The following is a 19362-nucleotide window of genomic DNA, read 5'->3' as shown; positions in this document are numbered from 1 at the left end:
ACTCCTGTGGTCGTGCCGTCAGGTTTCGGGCTTAGGTGAGCTTTCACGGTATGCAGCGGCACCGGATGGCACAACCCTGCGGAGGAACAACGCCCGTCACCAATCCCCGACCGGCGCCGCAATCGGCCGGCGCCGTGAGGGTGGTGGCCATGATCATGGGGCGCAGGACGCGGAGAACGAAGCTGGACATCCTGACCGACGCTCTGGGCGCCGTCATACTCGGCGCCTGGGCCGTCTTTCTCTTCTCGACCTCCACGACGACGCTCACGACTGTCAGCGCGTGCGCCCTGGCCGCCGGTGGGCTCGTCTTTGTGATGCGGACCGTCCTGGATGTCCGGCGGCCGGAGTGGACGGAAGACATCACCCCCGCACCCTGACCCACGGAACGCTCCTTGCCACCGGACGTCGGTGACAGGAAGCCTGGGGTAGGTCCTGCTGCGCCTGCTTCCTCCCGGTTCACGTACGGGGTGTAATCTCCCCACTGCAGAGATCCACGGGCGAGGGTCGGGAGGGGCCGTGACGGCGATCGAGGAGACATCCGGCAGGGCGACGCCCTCCGATCCCGGACGGCGTGGCGCACGGCCCGCTCCGCGCAGTGGCGCTGATCCGGCTCATCCCCTGATCGCGTACCACGAGGCCGAGGTGAGGTCGCGGGTGCTGAAGGCGGCCGGCACCCTCGTGGACCGCCTGACCTACGACGCCGTGACGATCGACGCCGTCGCCCGCGCCTCGGGCGTCAGCAAATCGACCCTGTACCGGTACTGGCCCAGCCGGCAACAGCTCGTGCTGGAGGCCTTCACGTACAGGACCAACCTCCTCACCGGCGTCGAGGACACCGGGGACGTCGAGCGCGACCTCCATGCCTACCTGCTTGCGCTCACCTACTGCCTGAAGGTCGGCGGTGCGGCATCCACGGTCGCGAATCTGCTCGCCGAGGCAATCCGCAGCGAGGATTTCGCCGTGCAGTTCCGCGAGACGCTGATCCGGGAACGCCGGCAAGGATTCCTCGCGGTCCTCCGGCGCGGCCAGCACCGGGACCAGATCCGCCGCGACGTCGATCTCGTGACCGTCGTCGATGCCCTGTACGGAGCCATCCACCACCGCCTCGTCGCAACGGGCCAGGACATCGACGGCGCATTCCTGCGGAACCTGACCCGCTTCGCCATCGACGGCACGGCCACGGCCACGTATGCGGCGGCGGTCCGCGCGAGGACTTGACCCGGGCGCTCGGCGCCGAACCGGACGCCCCCGGGAGCCACCCCGCGCTTCCTCCACTCCGGCCCGATCGCGCGCGTGGAACGATCCAGGCCACTTCGTCCCATTCCTTCGTGCACCGCACACGTCCGGCGTGATGGTGGTTCCACCAGCACCCGCTGGTGAACCACCACCCGAAGGACAGGACGCCATGACCACCAACACCGCCGTCGCCCGCACCGACCTCGGCAGCCGGCACCCCGAGCTGTACCGCGCTCTGGCACCACTCGCCAAGCGTGCCGACAGGACCGCCGTCGAGGAGGGCCTCTCACCCCTGCTCGTCGAACTCGTGAAGCTGCGGGCCTCGCAGATCAACGGGTGCGCCTTCTGCCTGGGCATCCACACCGCCGATGCCCTCACCAAGGGGGAGACGCCGACCCGCCTGGGCGTACTCCCGGCCTGGCGCGAGAGCGGCCACTTCACCGAACAAGAGCGCTCCGCACTGGCCCTGACCGAGTACCTCACCCGGATCCAGGACGCGCACCACAACGCGGGGCTGTACGCCTCGGCGGCCGCGCATCTCACCACGGGACAGATGTCCGCGGTGGCGTGGATCGTCCTGGCCATCAACGCGTACAACCGGATCGCCATCGGCAGCGGTTACCGCGTCATCCCCTGACCCGCGCCGTCGCGTTCGACGCCGGCACATCCAGAAAGAATTCGGAGGCGCATCATGCGCAAGATCCTCATCATCGGCGGCGGCTATGCGGGCTTCTACACCGCATGGAGGCTCGAGAAGTACCTGCACCCCGGCGAAGCGCAGGTCACCCTCGTGGACCCCCTGCCCTACATGACCTACCAGCCGTTCCTCCCCGAAGTCCTCGCAGGCTCCATCGAGGCCCGCCACGGCGTCATCGTCCATCGGCGGCATCTGAAGAAGACCCGCATGGTCACGGCGCGGGTCGACCACCTCGACCACGCCCGCCGGACGGCCACGCTGCGCTTCCCCGATGGGCACAGCCGCGACGAGACCTACGACGTCGTCGTCGTCACCGCCGGCGCCGTCACGCGCACCTTCCCCATCCCCGGCATCGCCGACCAGGCGATCGGCGTGAAGAACATCGAGGAGGCGGTCCTCATCAGGGACACCCTGCTGCGCAGCATCGACGCCGCGGCCGCCCTTCCGCCCGGCCCCGCGCGGGAGAGGCTGCTCACCGTGGTCTTCGTGGGCGGCGGGTACGCGGGCATCGAGGCCTTCGGGGAACTTCGGGCCCTCGCCACGGCGGCCCTGAAGCAGTACCCGGAACTGACGCTCGCCGAGACGCACTTCCATCTCATCGAGGCCACCAGCCGGATCCTGCCGGAAGTCTCCGAGAAGACCAGCCGCTGGGTGCTGCGGCACCTCGCCGGACGCCAGGCCTTCGTGCACCTCTCCACGCAGGTCACCTCCGCGACCGGCCGGCGGATCACGCTGTCCACGGGCGAGGTGCTCGACGCCGGACTGCTGGTCTGGACCGCGGGTGTCATCGCCAATCCGCGGATCACCAGGAACACGGACCTGCCGGTCGACGAGCGGGGGCGCATCATCGCCCGCGCCGACCTGCGCGTCGGCTTCCCCGACGAGCCGGTGGCCGACGCCTGGACGGCCGGGGACAGCGCGGCCGTCCCTGATCTGACCGGTGGCGGCGTGGGCGGCTACACCGTCCCCAATGCCCAGCACGCCATCCGGCAGGCGAAGCTCCTGGCCCGGAACATCCGCGACACTCTGCGCGGTGGCGAGCCGCACGAGTACTTCCACCGGAACCTCGGGGCGGTCGCCACCCTGGGCCTCGGATCGGGTGTCTTCCAGTCCGGGCCGATCGTCGTCAAGGGCTTTCCGGCGTGGGTCATGCACCGCGGCTACCACGTTCTCGCCATCCCCACCTGGGAGCGGAAGTGGCGGGTGCTGTGGGGGTGGTGGAACAACGTCTGGCTCGGGCGCGACACCGCCGGCCTGCGCGGGCTGGAGACACCACGGGCGTCCTTCGAGGAGGCCGCCTCCTACAGCCGGCCTGCCGCGGCCCGACCCGCCGGAACCCCTGCCGCCCTGGACTCCCGGCCGCGCGCGCAGGCCGGGAGCCCTGGGATAGCAGAGGACTAGCCCTGCACGCCGGCGACGGACTCCACCAGGGAACGCAGCGGCACGGCGGCCGGCCGCTCGGCCCTGCTCCGCACCGGCACCGAGGCACCCTGGGCAGCGGAGGCCAGCAGGGACTCCATGACGTCGAGCACGTGGAACGCGAGCTGCCCGTTGGCCCGGTGCTCCTCGCCCGGCGCGGTCATGGCCATGTCCGCCAGCCCGAATCCCCTGCCCGCGTCGATGTAGCCGGCGCTGGTGGGGAGCGTGTCCCAGCCCTCCTCGCGAGCGCCGAGTGTGCAGATGGACACCTCGCCGTCGAAGTAGTTCGGGTCGGGGACGGTCAGGCTGGCCTGCTCGCCGTGGATCTCGATGTTGGAGGACCTCGTCTGCACGGCGTCGAAGCTCATGACGAGCGTGGACAGCGCACCGGACTCGTGCACCAGCACTCCCGTGACGTGGGAGTCGATCGAGACGGGGATCTGCTCGCCCTCGCGCGGGCCGCTGCCGATCGTCCGCTCGGTGCGCGTATGGCTGGCGGCGCCGATGACGGAGGCCACCGGACCGAGCAGCGTGACGAGCGCGGTGACGTAGTACGGGCCCATGTCCAGGAGCGGCCCCCCGCCCGGCACGTAGTAGAAGTCGGGGTTGGGGTGCCACCGCTCGTGCCCGGGCGTCACCATGGTGGCACTCGCCGAGATGGGCCGTCCGATCAGTCCGTCGTCGATCGCCTGACGCGCCGTCTGGATACCCGTGCCGAGGACCGTGTCCGGCGCGCAACCCACCCGCACGCCCGCCTTCTCCGCCGCGTCGAGGACCGCACGGGCCTCAGCGGTGGTCAGGGCCAGGGGCTTCTCCCCGTACACGTGCTTCCCCGCCGCGATGGCCCGCAGGGCGATCTCCGCGTGGGCCGCCGGGATGGTCAGGTTCAGGACCGTGTCCACCTCCGGATCGGCCAGCAGCTCGTTCACGGTGAGCGCCCGCACGCCCTCCTGGGAGGCGGCGACGGACTGCGCGCGGCCGACGTCGAGATCCGCCACAGCGCGGAGGGTCACGGATGGCAGGTGCGGCAGGGTCTTCAGGTACTGGGCCACGATCGCTCCGCAGCCGATGATGCCGACGTTCAGCGGCTCGCCCACAGCAAACCCCTCTCGATGATGGTGCGTACGTTCGGGTCGTCGAGGATCTCGACGCGGTGGCCGGGGGTCGAGACGAAGATCCGCCCCTCACCCCACTGCCGCGTCCAGATCGCAGGTGAGGTCACCGGGCGGTTCCACGGATCCCACTCACGGACGGCCTGGGTGGTGGTCGCGAGCACGTCGATGTAGTCGTCCGCGAGTACCCAGTACTGCTCGGTCACGAGATCGAAGTCGCCGATGCCCTGCGTGATCGGGTGCTCCGCGGCGGCGGGCAGCATGGTCACGCGGTACGGCACGTAGTTGTCGGACTGCTCGCCGATCCTCTCGTCCGGGTGCTTGCCCGGGTGGCAGGCGAACTGCCCGCCGATCAGGTGGAGGTAGTCGGACTCGTTGCGGTAGGAGTCCGCGATCCCGCCGTGCCACCCGGCCAGTCCGGTCCCGGCCTCGACAGCCGAGCGGAGGCCCGCGAACTCGTCCTTCTCGATGGTGTTCATGGTGTTGCACTGGAGGATCAGGTCCACCGTGCGCATGTAGTCGGCGTCCGCGTAGATCTTCGGGGACTCCTCGATCCGCACGGTGTAGCCGTGGTCGCGGAGGAATGGGATGAAACGGTCCGTCGCCTCGATCGGCTGGTGTCCGTCCCACCCGCCCCGGACGACGAGTGCTTCGTTGGTGGTCATGGTGTCTCTTTCCTGAGGGAGTCGTCGGTGGTGACTGCGGAGGAGAAGGCCGCGTCGAAGGATGCGGCGGGAGGAGCGATGGTGGCGAGCTCGGTGAAGAGCGTGACGGACCGGGGTGCGTGCTCAGACATGCTGCCACCCCGCGTCCTGCGCGTCGCTCTGCTCCACGGCGCGCAGGACCCTCTGCACCTGCAGCGCGTCGGCGAAGGAGGGCGACGGCGTCCGCGCGTCGGCGATCGCCTGGACGAGGTCCACCACCTGGTGCGTGAACCCGTGCTCGTAGCCGAGGCCGTGCCCCGCGGGCCACCAGTTCCCGGTGTAGGGATGCACCGGTTCGGTCACGTTGATGGTGCTGAAGCCCGCGATCTCCTGCGGCTGCGTGCCGTCGTAGAACTCGAGCGAGTTCATGTGCTCGAAGTCGAAGGCGAGGGAGCCGAGCGTGCCGTTGACCTCCAGGCGCATGGAGTTCTTCCGGCCGAGGGCGAAGCGCGTGGCCTCGAAGACGCCGATCGCGCCGCCGTCGAACCGCGCGCTGAAGATCGCGGCGTCGTCCACCGTCACCGTCCCCATCCCGCCGTCCGTGGAGCCGGAACCGCCGAGGCCCGCCCGCTCCCCGCTGAGCGGGCGCTCGTGGACGAACGTGGTGAGCGAGCCGGACACCCCCGTGATCCCCAGCCCGGTCACGTACTGGGCGGCGTCGATGCTGTGCGCACCGATGTCGCCCAGTGCACCGGAGCCCGACTTCTGCCGGTCGAGCCGCCACGTCATCGGCGAGGTCTCGTCGGAGAGCCAGTCCTGGAGGTACTGGGCGCGCACGTGCCGGATGGTCCCCAGGCGCCCCTGCTCCACGAGGCGCCGTGCCAGGGTGATGGCCGGGGTGCGGCGGTAGGAGAAGCCGCACATCGCGAACACCCCCTTCTCCTCGGCGGCCTGCGCCGCGGCGGTCATGCGCTCGGCCTCCTCCACGGAGTTGGCGAGGGGCTTCTCGCAGAGCACGTGCTTCCCCGCCTCGAGGGCGGCGATCGCGATGTCCGCGTGCGTGTCACCGGGGGTGCAGATGTCGATCAGGTCGACGTCGTCGCGCTCCACGAGGGCCCGCCAGTCGGTCTCGGTGTCCCGCCATCCCATGGTGTCGGCCGCCGCCCGGACGGCGGTCCCGTCGCGTCCGGCGAGGACGGCGAGGTCCGGCCGGAGCGGCAGGTCGAAGAAGCGCGGAGCGGTGCGCCAGGCATGGGAGTGCATGGCACCCATGAAGGCGTAGCCCACCATCCCGATGCGCAGGGCCGGTTGTGACGGAGAGGTCATGAGGCTGGGTCTTCCTTTCGGTCTGTTTGGCGCAGTTCACAGTGGGTCGGCCAACGGGTCGGCGGATGCACCGGAACCTACGTCAGGATCAGCGGAGACGGGATGCCGCTCCGCTCGTTCCGAGGTTCGGCGGACGAGCACAGGATGCTCACGCTCCTGGTCGTCCGCCCCGTGATGACCCGCGAGGGGCCCACTGCATGATCGGCCGGTCCACTACGACCGCAGGCGGCTAGGCTGGGCGCCAAGGTGTCGGCAGAAGCGGCGGGGATCAGGCGTGGTGCGTTCCACATGATCTTCAGTTCTTCCGTTGCGTCGCCTCGGCCGGGGCGAGATGGCTGGCGGTGATGGACAGGTCATCTCCGCGGCGGGTGCGGCCGTTGACCGCCACGCTGCGGAAGGGAAACCGAAAGGTTTTCGATAAGAACAAACTTATAAGAGCAAGGTAACCTGCATCACATCGTGTGGTCAATGCCTGATAGTCGCGGTCCTCCACTGATCCTCACAGGGGAAGAAGCCACAGCACACCAGCCTCGGAAATCTGCGGGGAGAAGGGGTTTCGAAACATTGTCGGACATTCGGACACGATCGAGGGCAACGCTCGGATCAGTCGCAACCTTGGCCGGAGTCTCCATCCCCACGGTCTCGAAGGTCATCAACGGGAGGGAGGACGTCGCCCCCGCCACGCGAAAGCGCGTCCTCGAAGCACTGCGTGAGTCCGAATACCAGCCGCCGGGTCAGCGCCACGCGCTGGCCCCTCCGGCAACGATGCTGATCGACGTCGCGGTGGACAGCGTGACGACGGCGTACTACGCAGAAGTGATGGACGGGATCCTCGAGAGTGCTGCGGACACCGGCGCGGAGGTCGTCCTGTCCAAGACCGGCCACACCCAACTACCGGCCGGCGAACGTGCCGAAAAGATGCAGGCGCAGGGCCGCCGCGGGTTGCTGCTCGTGACATCCCGCTGGTCTCCCCGCGAGATCCGGGAGGTCAAGAAGCGAGGCATCGCCGTCGTCGTGATCGATCCCATCAACCCGCCAGGCCCTGGTGTGGCGAGCGTGGGAGCCACCAATTGGGCAGGCGGCAAGGCCGCGACCGAGCACCTCCTGGAGCTCGGCCATACGAGGGTCGCGTTCATCGGTGGCCCCCCGAGCGCGGAATGCAGCCAGGACCGTGAGCATGGCTACACGGCGGCCCTGCTGGAACGCGGCATCCCCATTCCTGAGGAATACGTGTCCGCCGGCGACTTCGCTCCCGCCACAGGCCGGAGTAGTCTCCTGCACCTCCTGGGACTCGAGAACCCACCGACGGCCATCTTCGCCGCATCGGACAGCATCGCCCTCGGCGTCCTTGCGGAGGCCCACGCGCAGGGCGTGTCTGTCCCGAAGGACCTCAGCGTGGTCGGTTTCGACGGCACCCTGAGCAGCGAGCAGTCCTCCCCGGAGCTCACCACTGTGGCGCAGCCCTTGCGGGAGATGGGGCGTACCGCAGTCCGAGCAGTGCTGCGGGAGATGGAGGGCGGTAAGCCGGATTCGACGCGCGTCGAGCTCGCCACGCACCTCATTGTCCGTTCGTCGACCGCGCCGCCCGCTGCCTGACGTCGGAGCCCAGCACCCTTGCCCCTCCGCCACATCGTGTGCGCTCAGCCCTTGACCGCACCCTCCATGACGCCCGAGACCAGTTGCTTGCCCGCGAGGATCAGCACGAGAAGGAGCGGGATGGCGACGAGGAAGACGCCTGCCATCACCAGTCCCGTGTCCGAGGTAAAGGCACCCCGCAGCTGGGGCACCACGAGGGGCATGGTCAACTGGGACCGCATGACGACCGACGGCCAGAAGAAGCTGTTCCACGAGCCGATGAAGGTGAAGAGGGCCAGCGTCGCCGCGCCGGGACGCGCTGCGGGGAGGGCGATGGACCAGAAGATCCGGAACATCGACGCCCCGTCCACCCTCGCCGCCTCGATCAGCTCGAAGGGCAGGGCTTCCTGGAGGTACTGCGTCATCCAGAAGACGCCGAAGGCGCCGATCAGGCCGGGCACGGTGAGCGCGAGGAGCGAGTCCACCCAGCCGAACTCGTTCATCATGACGAACATGGGGATGGTGCCGATCTGTGCCGGGATCACCATGGTGCCGATCACGGCGAGGTAGAGCGCGCGCCGTCCGCGGAACCGGAGCTTGGAGAAGGTGAACCCTGCGAGGGTCGCGAAGAACACCGTGGAGGCGCTCACGGAGACGGACACGAGCAGGGAGTTGCCGAAGGCTACCCAGATGTTGAACTGCTCGGTCGAGAAGACCTGCGCGAAGTTCTCGAAGAGCGTCAGCGTCGGCAGCCACGTCGGGAGCGTGCCGACCGACCTCGCGATGTCCGTGGTGCTCGACGATCCGTACATCGCCGCCGCATAGAGGGGGAAGGCCGACAGGACGAAGGCCACTGTGAGGAGGGCGTAGGTCACCCACCCCGGTCTCCGCGTCGACGACCGCGTCGGCTCGGACCGCCCCCTGGCCTTCCTCTTGCTCGCGTAGCGCGCGGCCCCTCGGCCGGCTGTGTTCTCGACGAGTGCCGTGTTCACCGTGGGTCTCCTTCGACTGGTCGGTTCTGCTCGGTCGTGCGCGCCCGGCGTGCGGTGGACGGACGCATGAACCTGGGCAGGCGGCTCGCCTTCGCGTTCGACGATGCCACCCTGCCGGTCAGGGCGATGTTCAGCAGCGAGAGCACCAGGATGATCAGGGCGAAGATCCAGCCGACGGCGGCTGCCTGGCCCAGGCGGTCCTGCCACTGGCCGAAGCCGAGGTTGTAGAGGTACAGCACCACGGTGGTCCACTGGCTGTCGGACCCGCCGACGCCACCACCGGTGCCGCCGCCGTCGAACATGCGGGCCTCGTCAAAGATCTCGAGTCCTCCGATGGTCATGGTGAGGACCACGAAGACGAGAGTGGGCCGAATGCTGGGGATGGTCACCGAGAAGAATTGCCGGAGACGCCCCGCACCGTCCACGGTCGCGGCCTCGTAGTACTCACGCGGCACGGCCTGCATCGCGGCGAGGAAGATCAGCGCGTTGTAGCCGGTCCAGCGGAACACCACCATGGAGCCGATGGCCATGTGGGAGAGCACTCGATCCTGGAAGAAGGGGGAGCTGTACTCGGTCCAGATGCCGAGTTCCTGCAGGTTCGGGACGAGGAGACCGAACTGCCCGAAGACCTGCCCGAAGATCATCGCGGTGGCCACCGGCATCACCACGAACGGCAGGAGCACACTCATGCGCCAGAAGGTTCGCGCCCGGATGTTCTGGTCGAGGATGGCCGCGATCAGCAGCGCCAGGACGATCTGAGGGATCCCGCCCCAGAGGAAGATCGAGAACGTGTTCTGGAGAGCGCGCCAGAACAGCGGCTGGCTCAGGACCCAGGTGAAGTTGTCGACCCCCACGAAGTCGCCCATGCCGCTGCGGCGGTGCCAGTCGTGCAGCGCGACCACCACGTTGAAGGCGAGCGGGAAGGCGCCGAAGATCGCGAAGATGATGAAGAACGGCGATATGTAGAGGTAGGGCGAGACCTTGATGTCCCAGCGCGAGAGCCGCTGCCCCCACCCGACGCGGCGTGCAGGACGCGGTGGCGCCGCTGCAACCGATGTGTCTGTAGCCATGGCTCGAGCCTTTCCTGGATGCGGTGTGGTGACCTGCCGTCCTGCGATCCGGCCCTGGGCGGACCGGATCGCAGGAGAGGGCTCTAGTCGGCGGTCTCGAAGCCGAGGGCCTCGAACTCGCTGACGGTCGATTCCCAGGCCTCCTCGGGTGTGGCGCTGCCGGACTCCACCAGGGAGATGCCGTTCGTGACGAGCGTCTGGATGCCTGCGAAGTTCTCGCCGCGGTAGCCACCGGCAGCCCCGTCACCAGCGGACGCCGCGAGCTCTCCGTAGATCTGGCCCAGGCGCTGGTCGCCGAAGAAGGCGTTCTCGGTCTCGGCGATGTCCGGGTTCTCGATGGCCTCGAGCTGCGAGGGGAACTGCCCGGTGGTCTCGAACCACTGCACCGCGGCCTCGGGTGAGGTGAGGTGGTCGGCGAGCTTGACCGCCCATGCGGTGTTCTCTCCCGCTGCCGGGACCGAGAAGAAGGAGCCGCCCCAGTTGCCGCCGCCTTCGGGGAAGGTGCTCGATGCCCGCCACCCCTCGATGCCGTCGGCGTTCTCCGCGATGATCCCGGTCATCCAGGCCGGGGTGACCACGGTGGCCCACTCCTGGTTCTGGAAGCCCGCGCCCCAGTCCGCGTTGCCGATCGGGATGCCGGCCGAGACGCCGTCCTCGGCGGCGGTGGCGAACGTCATGAAGAGGTCCTTCACCTCGGTGTTGTCCGCGAGGTTGTAGGGGTTGCCGGACTCCGGGTCCTCGAAGGCGGAGGGCAGCAGGTTGATAGCCGCCTGGAACGCGCTCGAGAGCGAGTCGATGAAGTAGTTGTCGGAGACGGCGACGTACTCGCGGCCAGCGTCGAGGAAGGACTCCCAGGAGGCGGAGTCACCTCCGATGTACTCACCGAAGGCCTCGGGGTCCGAGGCCACGCCCGCCGCGGAGGTCATGTCCTGGTTGAAGGCGACGCCGAGCGGCCCGATGTCCGTGCCGTACCCGGTGAGGGCGCCGTCGACGCTCCCCTGCTCCACCTTCCAGTCGACCCAGCGATCGGGGATCTCGGGGAGTTCCACCCAGTCCTCCGGGACGGCCATCATCTCGCTCCACCAGTCCAGCTCGATCAGGTGGACGTCCGACAGGCCTGCGCCGTCGGAGGAGAGCCCGTTGCGGAGCACGGTCTGCGCCGAGGCGCCGTCGGGGAAGGATTCCACGGCTACCTCGATGCCGTGTTCCTCCTCGAAGGAGGCGAGCAGCTCGGGCGGGAAGTCCATCCAGGCGGCCACGGTCAGCTGTTCGGGCTTGTTGTCCTCGGTGGCTTCCTCGGCGCCGCCTCCTGCACCTCCTCCCCCTCCTCCGGAGCAGGCGGTGAGGGCGAGGGCCGCCAGCGCCGAGATGGCACCGGCCCGTAGGGAACGTCTCGTGAATCTCATGGTGCGTGTCCTTTCGATACTTCGTCGTATGCGGGTGCAGCAGCGTCAGGGTGTTGCTGGGAAGAGCGACATCACGGCCCAGGGTGGGAGCTCGACGTCGATCGTGAGCACACCGTCCGTGTCGACGGTGAGCGTCCTGCGGTCCAGGCCATCGGCGATCCTCGTGAGGTCGGCGACATCCTTGCGGGAGAGGTTCAGGGGCTCCCCCATGCGGTGCCAGGCGCTGACCACGTCGCCGTGGTCCTGGTCGAGGATCTCCATCCGGTACTCATGGCCCGGGTGAAGCCCCGTGACGGTGTGGTGGATCCGCCGCGCGGGCCCCTCCTGGGCGAGCCGGCGTGTCTGGGTGTAGGAATCGGCGGCACCCACCGACCTGGTGCCCATGCTGTCGGGGTAGTTGAAGAACAGGGCGGCCACGGCGTCCTCCGCGGTGCGGGTGATGACGCCGTGCTCGGTCTGCAGCGCCACCCGGTGGCCCAGCCGGTTGAGCATGGCCATGGCGTGGAAGGTCGGCTTGTGGATGCCCTGTTCGTTGACGAACCCGAACCCGCCGTGGAAGGGGCCAATCCCGCCGCCGCCCTCCTCGAAGACGTCCGTGAACGTCCAGTAGGAGATGGAGTCGGCGAGATCGTGGCACTGGAGGAAGACGCGCGCGATGTACGTGGCGGCGAAGACGGTGTCATGCATGCGGTCCCGGCTCGACGGCGACGTGCTCCATTCGGTGATGTGCAGTTCGGCGTCGGGGTAGGGGGACGCGGCGATGACCTGGCGCATCACCTTGAGGTCGTTCCACGTCGCGTCACGGTCACGGCTGATGGGCCGGCCGATACCCTGCGTGTCGAACGCGAAATCGGTCGGGTACAGGTGGGTGGAGAGGAAGTCGATGGGTACGTCCCGCTCGGCGCAGTAGGCGATGAACTCGTGGATCCACACCGGCTTCCAGGTGAGCAGCTCGGGATCGGGGGCCTCCGCCGTGGCTGCCTCCACCGACCTGTCGTGGTACTCGCCGTCGTAGCGGGCATCCGGTACGAACACCGATGACGACGGCCCGCCGACCCGCAGCCCCGCGTCGATCACCTTGATGGCCTTCGCGGTCGCCTCGTAGAGTTGGAAGTACTCCGTGCGTGTGCCGGTCCAGAAGTGCGGCACGAGGTTCGGTTCGTTCCAGACCTCGAACGGCCAGGTGCGCACCTCGTCGATGCCGTACCGGCCGATCCAGTGCTCGATCGTCGCGGTGACGAGCGCTACCCAGGCATGCATGTCCTTCGGGGGGCTGCAGTGCGCCTTCCACCAGAAAAGGGTCTCGGTCTCGGTCGCGAGCTCCCGCGGCATGAAGCCGAGCTCCACGAACGGGCGGGCTCCCGTGTCGAGGATGGCGTCGAACACCTTGTCCACGTAGGCGAAGGTGTAGGTGGGCTCGGCCAGGGGCGACGGCGGACCGAACCCGCCGCCGTTCGAGGCGCGGTACACGAACATGTCGTCGTGGAAGACGCCGTGGAACCGTACGTAGCGCACGCCAAGGACGTCCACGGCTTCGGTGAAGTGGCGCTGCCAGTCGGCGCGTAGGGCCTCATTCGCACGGCCCGCGCCGACGCAATGGCTCCAGATGTGGGGAAGCACATCACCAGCGGGAGGGAGTCCGTCGACCGATAGGCTTGCCGGGGGCTCGACGGACATGGGACCTCCTTTGGTCACGAACGGCGGGGCCGAATCGTTGGCGAAACTGTTTCGCAGTGTGTATCGTTGGTTCATCGTAAGTTTCGTCCCCAGCTGTGTCAATGGTCATGTTTGAAGCGACCTGACGTGCGTCTCTCGTCAGGATCGGATCGAAACAGTTTCGAAGAGAGGGTGTTATGGCTTCAGAGATTTCGGGGCGACGCGCCACTCTGGACGACGTAGCGACTGCCGTGGGTGTCTCCAAGGCGACGGTGTCCAAGGCCCTCAACGGCCGCAACGACATCTCGCCCCTGACCCGTGAGCGGGTCCTCGCTGCCGTGTCGGAGCTCGACTACCGTGCGACGACGCTTCCGCCGCCGGTTCCGTCCCGCCGGGTCGTCGCCGTCGTGTTCGACCTCCCGGCCTCGCCATACATCATGGGTGTTCTGCAGGGCGCCCTGACGGAAGCCACCGACTCACAGGTCGACCTTCTGACCCGCCTCGCTCCTGAACGCACCTCGCGCATGCACCGGTCGGTCGCGCGGGACTGGGTCGCCGCGCAGCGGGCATCGGGCGTTGTCGGCATAATCGGGCTCACGCTGTCGGCGCCCGACGGACTCATCGAGGCGGCGAGCGACGCGAACCTGCCGTTCATCATGGTCGACCCTGTCGACACGCGGCATGACCGCATGGTGAGCGTCGGGTCCAGCAACTGGACGGGCGCCCGGACCGCAGCCGAGCACCTCATCGGCCTGGGCCATCGGCGCATCGCCTGGATCGGTGGCCCCGAGGCGTCGGACGCCGCCCGCGACCGGCGGCTCGGATACCAGGCTGCGCTCGATTCCGCCGGCGTCGCTCCTGATCCCTCCCTGATCCGTTCAGGCCCCTTCGCGGTCGTGAACGGCATCGAGAACGCACGCGCCCTCCTCACCTCCCTGCACCCGCCGACGGCCATCATGGCCGCGAACGACGAGATCGCCGTCGGGGTGCTCACCGTCGCGCACGAACTCGGCATCCATGTGCCGCAGGCACTGAGCGTGACCGGCTTCGACGACACGCCCCAGGCCGCCTGGACCACACCCCCGCTGACGACCGTCCACCAGAATCTGGACGGCATGGGTGCCATGGCCGTCCAGACCATCCTGACCATGTCCGAGGGCCGCGGCCCATCGTCACCGCACGTCGAGCTGGCGACCTCCCTGACGGAGCGGAGCACCACGGCTGCTCACCGGGACGGCGCCTAGGGGCGGCATCTGTCAGCAGAATCGGTTGCTCGAATCAGCGCCCGCGTGCAGAACTGATGTCGGCATGATCGGGCCTGCTGCGAGGTCGGAGCTTCACTTCGCCAACGCGAAGCACCCCGATTCCTTCCTGTAAGTCAGCTTGGTGATTCCTGGCAGGTAGCTGGGAGCGCAGAAGCGAGTGGTGGTATCCGCCAGTCGCGTACACAGCACTGTGTCCCGATCCGGGAAGGCTCCCTACCTTTGGGGAGGCGGCGACGCAGCTGCCCTCTCTCACTCAGGAGCACCGTGCGCACTCGTCTCACCGCCAGCCCCCTCACCCGCCGCCTCGCCACCGCAGTCCTGCTGCCGGGGCTCCTCGGCGGTGCGCTGTTCCTCGCCCCGCAGGCATCGGCCACCACCGGGCCGACGTCGGGCATCTGCAACGGTGTGGTGAACCAGCTGGCGCACCGTGGCACGGTGCAGGAGAACCTCCTCAAGGCCGCAGCGAAGAAGAACGCCGACATCATCACCAAGCTGCAGGCTGACCGCACGGCACTGCAGGCGAGCGCCACCACCCTGACGACACAGATCGCCGACGCGAACAAGGCGCTTGCGGCTCTCGTAGCCGAGGAGGCGCGCCTCGACGCGACGCTCACCGCAGCCCAGGCCAGCGCAGCAGCCGTGACCGCGGAACAGGCCTCCCTGACTCAGACCATCGCCACGACCAACGGTCAGCTGACCGCCCTCCAGTCGCAGCAGACCGCCGTCGTCGCAGCCCTCGCGCCGGTGCAGGCGCAGCTGGCCGAGGCCGAAGCCACTGAAGCCGACCTCCGGAAGCAGGCTGCCGCAGCGACCACGCTGGTCGACGATCAGCGCGAGGTCGTGCGTGTCGCGAACGGCGCCCTGGTGGGCTTCGAAGCCGCCGCGGCGCAGGCTGCCGGCGATGTCACTCGCCAGAATGACGCCGTCACGACGGCGAAGGGTGAACTGGCAGGGCTCACCACGAAGGCGCAGGAAGCAGCCGACGCCGTCACCATTGCCACGCGGGCCCTCACCGACGGCGAGGACCTCCTCGAAGAGCTCGTCGCCGCCGGCACCACGGCCCAGGGCGAGCTCGACGCCCTCCGGAGCGACATCGTCGCGGCCGGGGAGACACTGACTGCACGCGAGGTCGACGCCACGACCGCTACTGCGGCCGTCGCGGCGAAGAACGCCGCCATCACGGCCGCGCAGACCGAACTGTCTGCACGGCAGACGACCGCCACCCGCGCTGCGGACGCAGTCACCGCGCAGACCACCGCTGTCACGGCCGCCGAGGCCGCACTCGTGCCGCTGCGCGCCGCCGCGACGAAGGCTGCCGATGCAGTCGCCTCGAACACGGCATTCCAGAGCACCGTTGCCGCACAGATCATGGTGCTGGAGAACAACATCACGGCAAAGAACGCTGAGGTCACGGCAAAGCAGGCCGCGCTGACGACGGCGCAGAATCAACTGCCGGCGCTGGAAGTGCGGAAGTCGACAATCGAAGCGGAGATCGCGAACCTGACGGTCAAGATCAGCGAGGTCAAGGGGAACAACCAGGACCTCAGGAAGCCCCTGGTGGAACAGCGCAGCGCCAAGCAGACAGAGCTCAATCGCGTTGAAACGTCGATCGCCGACGCGAACGCTCAGATCTCGGGTCTGCAGGGCGACCTCACCACCCTTAGGACCCAGGTGGACACCCTGAACGCGCAGCTCCTGGCGAAGCAGGGCGAGAGCAGCGCCCTGCAGCGGGAGGCCGCACCCCTGCAGGCCACGCTCACCGCCGCGAACACCGCAGTCGTGACGAAGGAAGCGGATGTCGCGTCCCTGAATTCCCAGCTGCCCGCCCTGCAGACAGCGCTGGCCGATGCCAAGGCCGCCGTCGCCACCCAGCAGGGTACCGTGACGGCCTTGCAGGGTCAGCTGCCGGCCCTCGTCACGGCTGCTGACACCGCCCGCAGCGCTGTGGCGACCCAGGAGAAGGTCGTCGCGGACCTCGACGCCGAACTGCCCACGCTGAGCGAGGGCGTCGCGGCAGCCGAGGCTGCCGTCGCCACGCAAAAGGACGCCCTGAGCGCCCTGCGCACGGAGCTCTCCGACGCGGACGCCCGTCTGGCCTCGGCAACGGGCGCCGTCGCCGCCAAGTCGGCTGAACTCACCGCACTCGAGGACCGCCTGCCCACCCTGCAGGCCGCAGCCGAGAGCACCGCGAAGGCAGTGACGGACAAGCAGACGGAGATCGTCACCCTCAATGCCGAGATGGACCGCCTGGTCAGCGCTTTGACCGCGCTGAACACGGGTATCGCGGGCAAGGAAGCGGACGTCCTCGCACTGCAGGGCCGCGTGGCACCGCTCCTCGCGCAGCTGGACAAGCTCAACGGTGAGATCAGCGCGACCGAGGCCAAGCTGACGTCCCTCCAGGGCCAGCTCACCACTCTCGACAATCAGGTGACGGACGCCCAGACCGTGCTCCGCAACCTCGAGGCACAGAAGAAGGCGAACAAGGCAGCCATCACCACCCAGAAGGCGGCGGTCAACGTTCTCGAGGACAAGCTCGGCGCCGTCCAGGGCCAGATCAAGGCCATCGACGGGCAGATCGCGCTCGGCGGCTGCGTCGCCTGACGCACTCCGCACACGCATGAAGGAGGGCCCCGGAACCATGTGTTCCGGGGCCCTCCCTGCGTCTCAGCGCATCAGGAAGCTGACGCACCTGATGCGCGGCACTCACGCTAGAACGTCAGCACCAGCCGGCCACGAAGGCCGCCTGCCTCCAGCCGGCGGTGCGCCTCGGGTGCCTCCTCCGCAGGAAGAGCGCCGGCCATGCTCGGGGTGAGCACGCCGTCCTCGACGGCCTGCCGCAGGGAGTCGAGCTTGGCCTGCGAGTGGTACTCGTCGAACACCCAGGCAGCCTCGAAGCGGATGTCGCGGGTCGGCTCACCTTTCCAGCCGCGCACGGAGATGAAAACTCCACCGTCACGCAGGGCCGGGACCACGTCCTCGTGCAGCAGCGCGGTGTCCGCGATCGCGTCGACGCCGTCCGGGAAGACCTCAAGGATGCGGCCGGCGAGGCCCTCGCCGCGATCGATCACGTGATCGGCGCCGAGGTTCTGCACGAGCTCGCGATCCTTCGGTGCTGCGTCCGCAATGACCGTCAGCCCCTGCTGCTTGGCGAGCTGGATCATGTAGTTGCCGAGTGTTCCGGCGCCACCGGTGACGGCGATGACCTGCCCGGGTTCCAGAGCGGCGAACTCGAGGATCTGCACCGCGGTGAGCCCGTTCATGGGGAGGGTGGATGCCTCCTCGAGGGTGGTCCTGGCGGGGATGCGCGCAACAGAATCGTCGGAGGCCACGAGGTACTCGGCGTACGCACCACCATGCTCTCCGAGCGGCAGAGCGATGGCCATGACCTCGTCACCCACCGTCCACGCGCTGCCGGGTCCTACTTCGTCGATGACGCCGGCGGCGTCCATGCCGGGCAGGTAGGGCGGCGTGGACTGGCTCATGTCGTACGCGCCCGTCCGCACGTTGGTGTCCGTCGGGCTGACCGCTGCAGCCTTGACGCGGATGCGGACTTCCTTCTCGCCCGGGTGCGGGTCGGGAAGGTCGTGGACGGTCAGGGCGTCCGGTCCGCCGAATTCGGTGACTCCGATTGCTTTGATGGCGCATCAACTCCAGGATCTCGTTGGGGGTGCTGCCGGTGACGGTGCACTCCCTCCAGAACCAAGGGCTGGCATCAGGAATTCCGTCCGACGCACGCAGAACGTCCCGGCCACCTGCAGCAGGTGACCGGGACGCTCGTGGTGCAGCGGGTTACTTCCGGCTGGTCGCGGTGCTCTTGTCGTCGTCGAGCCCGGACTCGACGTCCGCGCCCTCGCCGTCCGGATCCGCTGCGATGACCGGCTGGCCCTCCACCTCGTCGCGGTCCTTCTTCGCTGCGTCGCCCCGGGTCTTGATGAGGCTCGCGATGGTGGCTACGGTGATGGTCGCCAGGATGAAGAGCAGCGAGACGGAGATGGGGATCTCGGGTACCCAGAGGAGCGGTTCGCCGCCGTTGATGAAGGGCAGCTCGTTGACGTGCAGGGCGTGGAACACGAGCTTCACGCCGATGAACGCGAGGATCACCGCGAGGCCCTGCGCCAGGTAGACGAGGCGCTCGAGCAGGCCGCCGATGAGGAAGTACAGCTGGCGGAGGCCCATCAGGGCGAAGGCGTTGGCCGTGAACACGATGTACGCCTGCTCGGTGAGGCCGTAAATCGCGGGGATGGAGTCGACGGCGAAGATCAGGTCAACGAAGCCGATCGCGATGATGGTGAGCAGCATCGGCGTGACGAAGCGCTTGCCGCCCTTCTTCACGGTGAGCTTGTCCTCGTGGTACTCGTCCGTGACGGGGAGCACGCGGCGGACCAGCTGCATGAACTTGCCGTCGGCCGGGTTGGAGTCATGGCTGCCGAATGCCTGCTTGTAGGCGAGGAAGAGGAGCAGCGCGCCGAAGATGTAGAAGATCCAGGAGAAGTTGGAGATCAGTCCGGCGCCGATGGCGATGAACCCGCCACGGAGGATCAGCGCGATGATGATGCCGACCATCAGCACCTTCTGCTGGTACTTCTTCGGAACCGCGAAGCCCGTGATGACGATCAGGAACACGAACAGGTTGTCGACCGAGAGGGCCTTCTCGGTCAGGTACCCGGCGTAGTACTCACCGCCGAAGTCCCAGCCCCACACCTGGCCGATCACCACGCCGAAGAGCAGGGCCAGGCCGATGTAGAACGCGGACCATCGGGCAGATTCACCGATGGACGGCTCGTGGGGGGTGCGCACGTGCGCGAAGAATTCGTAGACGAAGAAGGCGATGGTCACCGCGATGGTGACGAGCCAGATGGTGGGCGAAACGTCCAAGGGGTACTCCAGGGGTAGGCGTCGGATACTGGCGCCAAGGTCTCTTCCGCCCGGATGGGTCCGGTGCCGATGGCCCGGGATGCTTCACT

Annotated in this window: 18 protein-coding genes; 7 read left to right on the top strand and 11 right to left on the bottom strand. The window is 68.2% G+C overall.

Going from position 1 to position 19362, the window contains the following annotated elements; genetic code table 11:
• Positions 1-149: 149 nt before the first annotated feature.
• The 4 genes from AC4D16_RS13665 to AC4D16_RS13650 all read left to right on the top strand — a co-directional run bounded on the left by AC4D16_RS13665 (position 150) and on the right by AC4D16_RS13650 (position 3334).
• Positions 150-377: a hypothetical protein gene (locus tag AC4D16_RS13665; RefSeq protein ID WP_490955368.1), complete on the top strand. Its 228-nt coding sequence runs from the start codon at positions 150-152 to the stop codon at positions 375-377.
• A 139-nt stretch (positions 378-516) separates the two neighbouring features.
• Positions 517-1218 (top strand): TetR/AcrR family transcriptional regulator, encoded by a 702-nt coding sequence (locus tag AC4D16_RS13660; protein ID WP_490955367.1) that lies wholly within the window; start codon positions 517-519, stop codon positions 1216-1218.
• Positions 1219-1405: 187 nt separating this feature from the next.
• Positions 1406-1873, top strand: a complete 468-nt coding sequence (locus tag AC4D16_RS13655) for a carboxymuconolactone decarboxylase family protein (protein WP_490955366.1) — start codon at positions 1406-1408, stop codon at positions 1871-1873.
• Between the two features lie 54 nt (positions 1874-1927).
• Entirely contained in the window at positions 1928-3334 is a 1407-nt protein-coding gene (locus AC4D16_RS13650; RefSeq protein ID WP_490955365.1) for an NAD(P)/FAD-dependent oxidoreductase, read from the top strand.
• Here AC4D16_RS13650 and AC4D16_RS13645 read toward each other — a convergent pair.
• From AC4D16_RS13645 to AC4D16_RS13625, 5 genes are all read right to left on the bottom strand, one after another.
• Entirely contained in the window at positions 3331-4449 is a 1119-nt protein-coding gene (locus tag AC4D16_RS13645; protein WP_490955364.1) for a Gfo/Idh/MocA family protein, read from the bottom strand. The genes AC4D16_RS13650 and AC4D16_RS13645 overlap by 4 nt on opposite strands.
• Positions 4434-5129 (bottom strand): ThuA domain-containing protein, encoded by a 696-nt coding sequence (locus tag AC4D16_RS13640; protein ID WP_490955363.1) that lies wholly within the window; start codon positions 5127-5129, stop codon positions 4434-4436. The genes AC4D16_RS13645 and AC4D16_RS13640 overlap by 16 nt, the downstream gene beginning before the upstream one ends.
• Positions 5126-5260 (bottom strand): hypothetical protein, encoded by a 135-nt coding sequence (locus tag AC4D16_RS13635; RefSeq protein WP_490949697.1) that lies wholly within the window; start codon positions 5258-5260, stop codon positions 5126-5128. Before AC4D16_RS13635 ends, AC4D16_RS13640 begins: the two co-directional genes overlap by 4 nt.
• Positions 5253-6434, bottom strand: a complete 1182-nt coding sequence (locus AC4D16_RS13630) for a Gfo/Idh/MocA family protein (RefSeq protein WP_490955362.1) — start codon at positions 6432-6434, stop codon at positions 5253-5255. The genes AC4D16_RS13635 and AC4D16_RS13630 overlap by 8 nt, the downstream gene beginning before the upstream one ends.
• Positions 6435-6729: 295 nt before the next feature.
• Complete coding sequence (locus tag AC4D16_RS13625; RefSeq protein WP_490955361.1) at positions 6730-6927, bottom strand: hypothetical protein; 198 nt, start codon at positions 6925-6927, stop codon at positions 6730-6732.
• Between the two features lie 71 nt (positions 6928-6998).
• Between AC4D16_RS13625 and AC4D16_RS13620 the strand changes: the two genes are divergently transcribed.
• On the top strand, positions 6999-8030 hold the full coding sequence (locus AC4D16_RS13620) for a LacI family DNA-binding transcriptional regulator (protein WP_490955360.1): 1032 nt from the start codon (positions 6999-7001) through the stop codon (positions 8028-8030).
• A gap of 44 nt (positions 8031-8074) precedes the next feature.
• Here AC4D16_RS13620 and AC4D16_RS13615 read toward each other — a convergent pair whose 3' ends face one another.
• The 4 genes from AC4D16_RS13615 to AC4D16_RS13600 all read right to left on the bottom strand — a co-directional run bounded on the left by AC4D16_RS13615 (position 8075) and on the right by AC4D16_RS13600 (position 13154).
• On the bottom strand, positions 8075-9001 hold the full coding sequence (locus tag AC4D16_RS13615; protein WP_490949701.1) for a carbohydrate ABC transporter permease: 927 nt from the start codon (positions 8999-9001) through the stop codon (positions 8075-8077).
• Entirely contained in the window at positions 8998-10071 is a 1074-nt protein-coding gene (locus AC4D16_RS13610; protein ID WP_490949702.1) for a carbohydrate ABC transporter permease, read from the bottom strand. The genes AC4D16_RS13615 and AC4D16_RS13610 overlap by 4 nt, the downstream gene beginning before the upstream one ends.
• A gap of 83 nt (positions 10072-10154) precedes the next feature.
• Entirely contained in the window at positions 10155-11477 is a 1323-nt protein-coding gene (locus AC4D16_RS13605) for an extracellular solute-binding protein (protein ID WP_490955359.1), read from the bottom strand.
• A 45-nt stretch (positions 11478-11522) separates the two neighbouring features.
• A complete protein-coding gene (locus AC4D16_RS13600) occupies positions 11523-13154 on the bottom strand; it encodes a GH39 family glycosyl hydrolase (RefSeq protein WP_490949704.1) in 1632 nt (543 codons plus the stop codon).
• A gap of 176 nt (positions 13155-13330) precedes the next feature.
• Here AC4D16_RS13600 and AC4D16_RS13595 point away from each other — a divergent pair, with 176 nt between their 5' ends.
• A complete protein-coding gene (locus tag AC4D16_RS13595) occupies positions 13331-14377 on the top strand; it encodes a LacI family DNA-binding transcriptional regulator (RefSeq protein WP_490949705.1) in 1047 nt (348 codons plus the stop codon).
• A 285-nt stretch (positions 14378-14662) separates the two neighbouring features.
• Positions 14663-16999: a coiled-coil domain-containing protein gene (locus AC4D16_RS13590; protein WP_490955358.1), complete on the top strand. Its 2337-nt coding sequence runs from the start codon at positions 14663-14665 to the stop codon at positions 16997-16999.
• A gap of 107 nt (positions 17000-17106) precedes the next feature.
• On the opposite strand, the gene AC4D16_RS13585 is transcribed toward AC4D16_RS13590, so the two are convergent.
• Together AC4D16_RS13585 and AC4D16_RS13580 are read right to left on the bottom strand one after the other, a co-directional pair.
• Positions 17107-17994, bottom strand: coding sequence for an NADP-dependent oxidoreductase (locus tag AC4D16_RS13585; protein WP_490955496.1), 888 nt, complete (start codon positions 17992-17994; stop codon positions 17107-17109).
• Positions 17995-18187: 193 nt separating this feature from the next.
• The gene (locus tag AC4D16_RS13580; protein WP_490955357.1) at positions 18188-19273 is read right to left on the bottom strand and encodes a TerC family protein; all 1086 of its coding nucleotides are present in this window, start codon (positions 19271-19273) and stop codon (positions 18188-18190) included.
• Positions 19274-19362: the final 89 nt, after the last annotated feature.

Source organism: Arthrobacter sp. TJ-236 (genome assembly GCF_058269235.1).
Note: the sequence above shows the minus strand (reverse complement) of the source record. Positions and strands in the feature narration are given on the sequence as shown.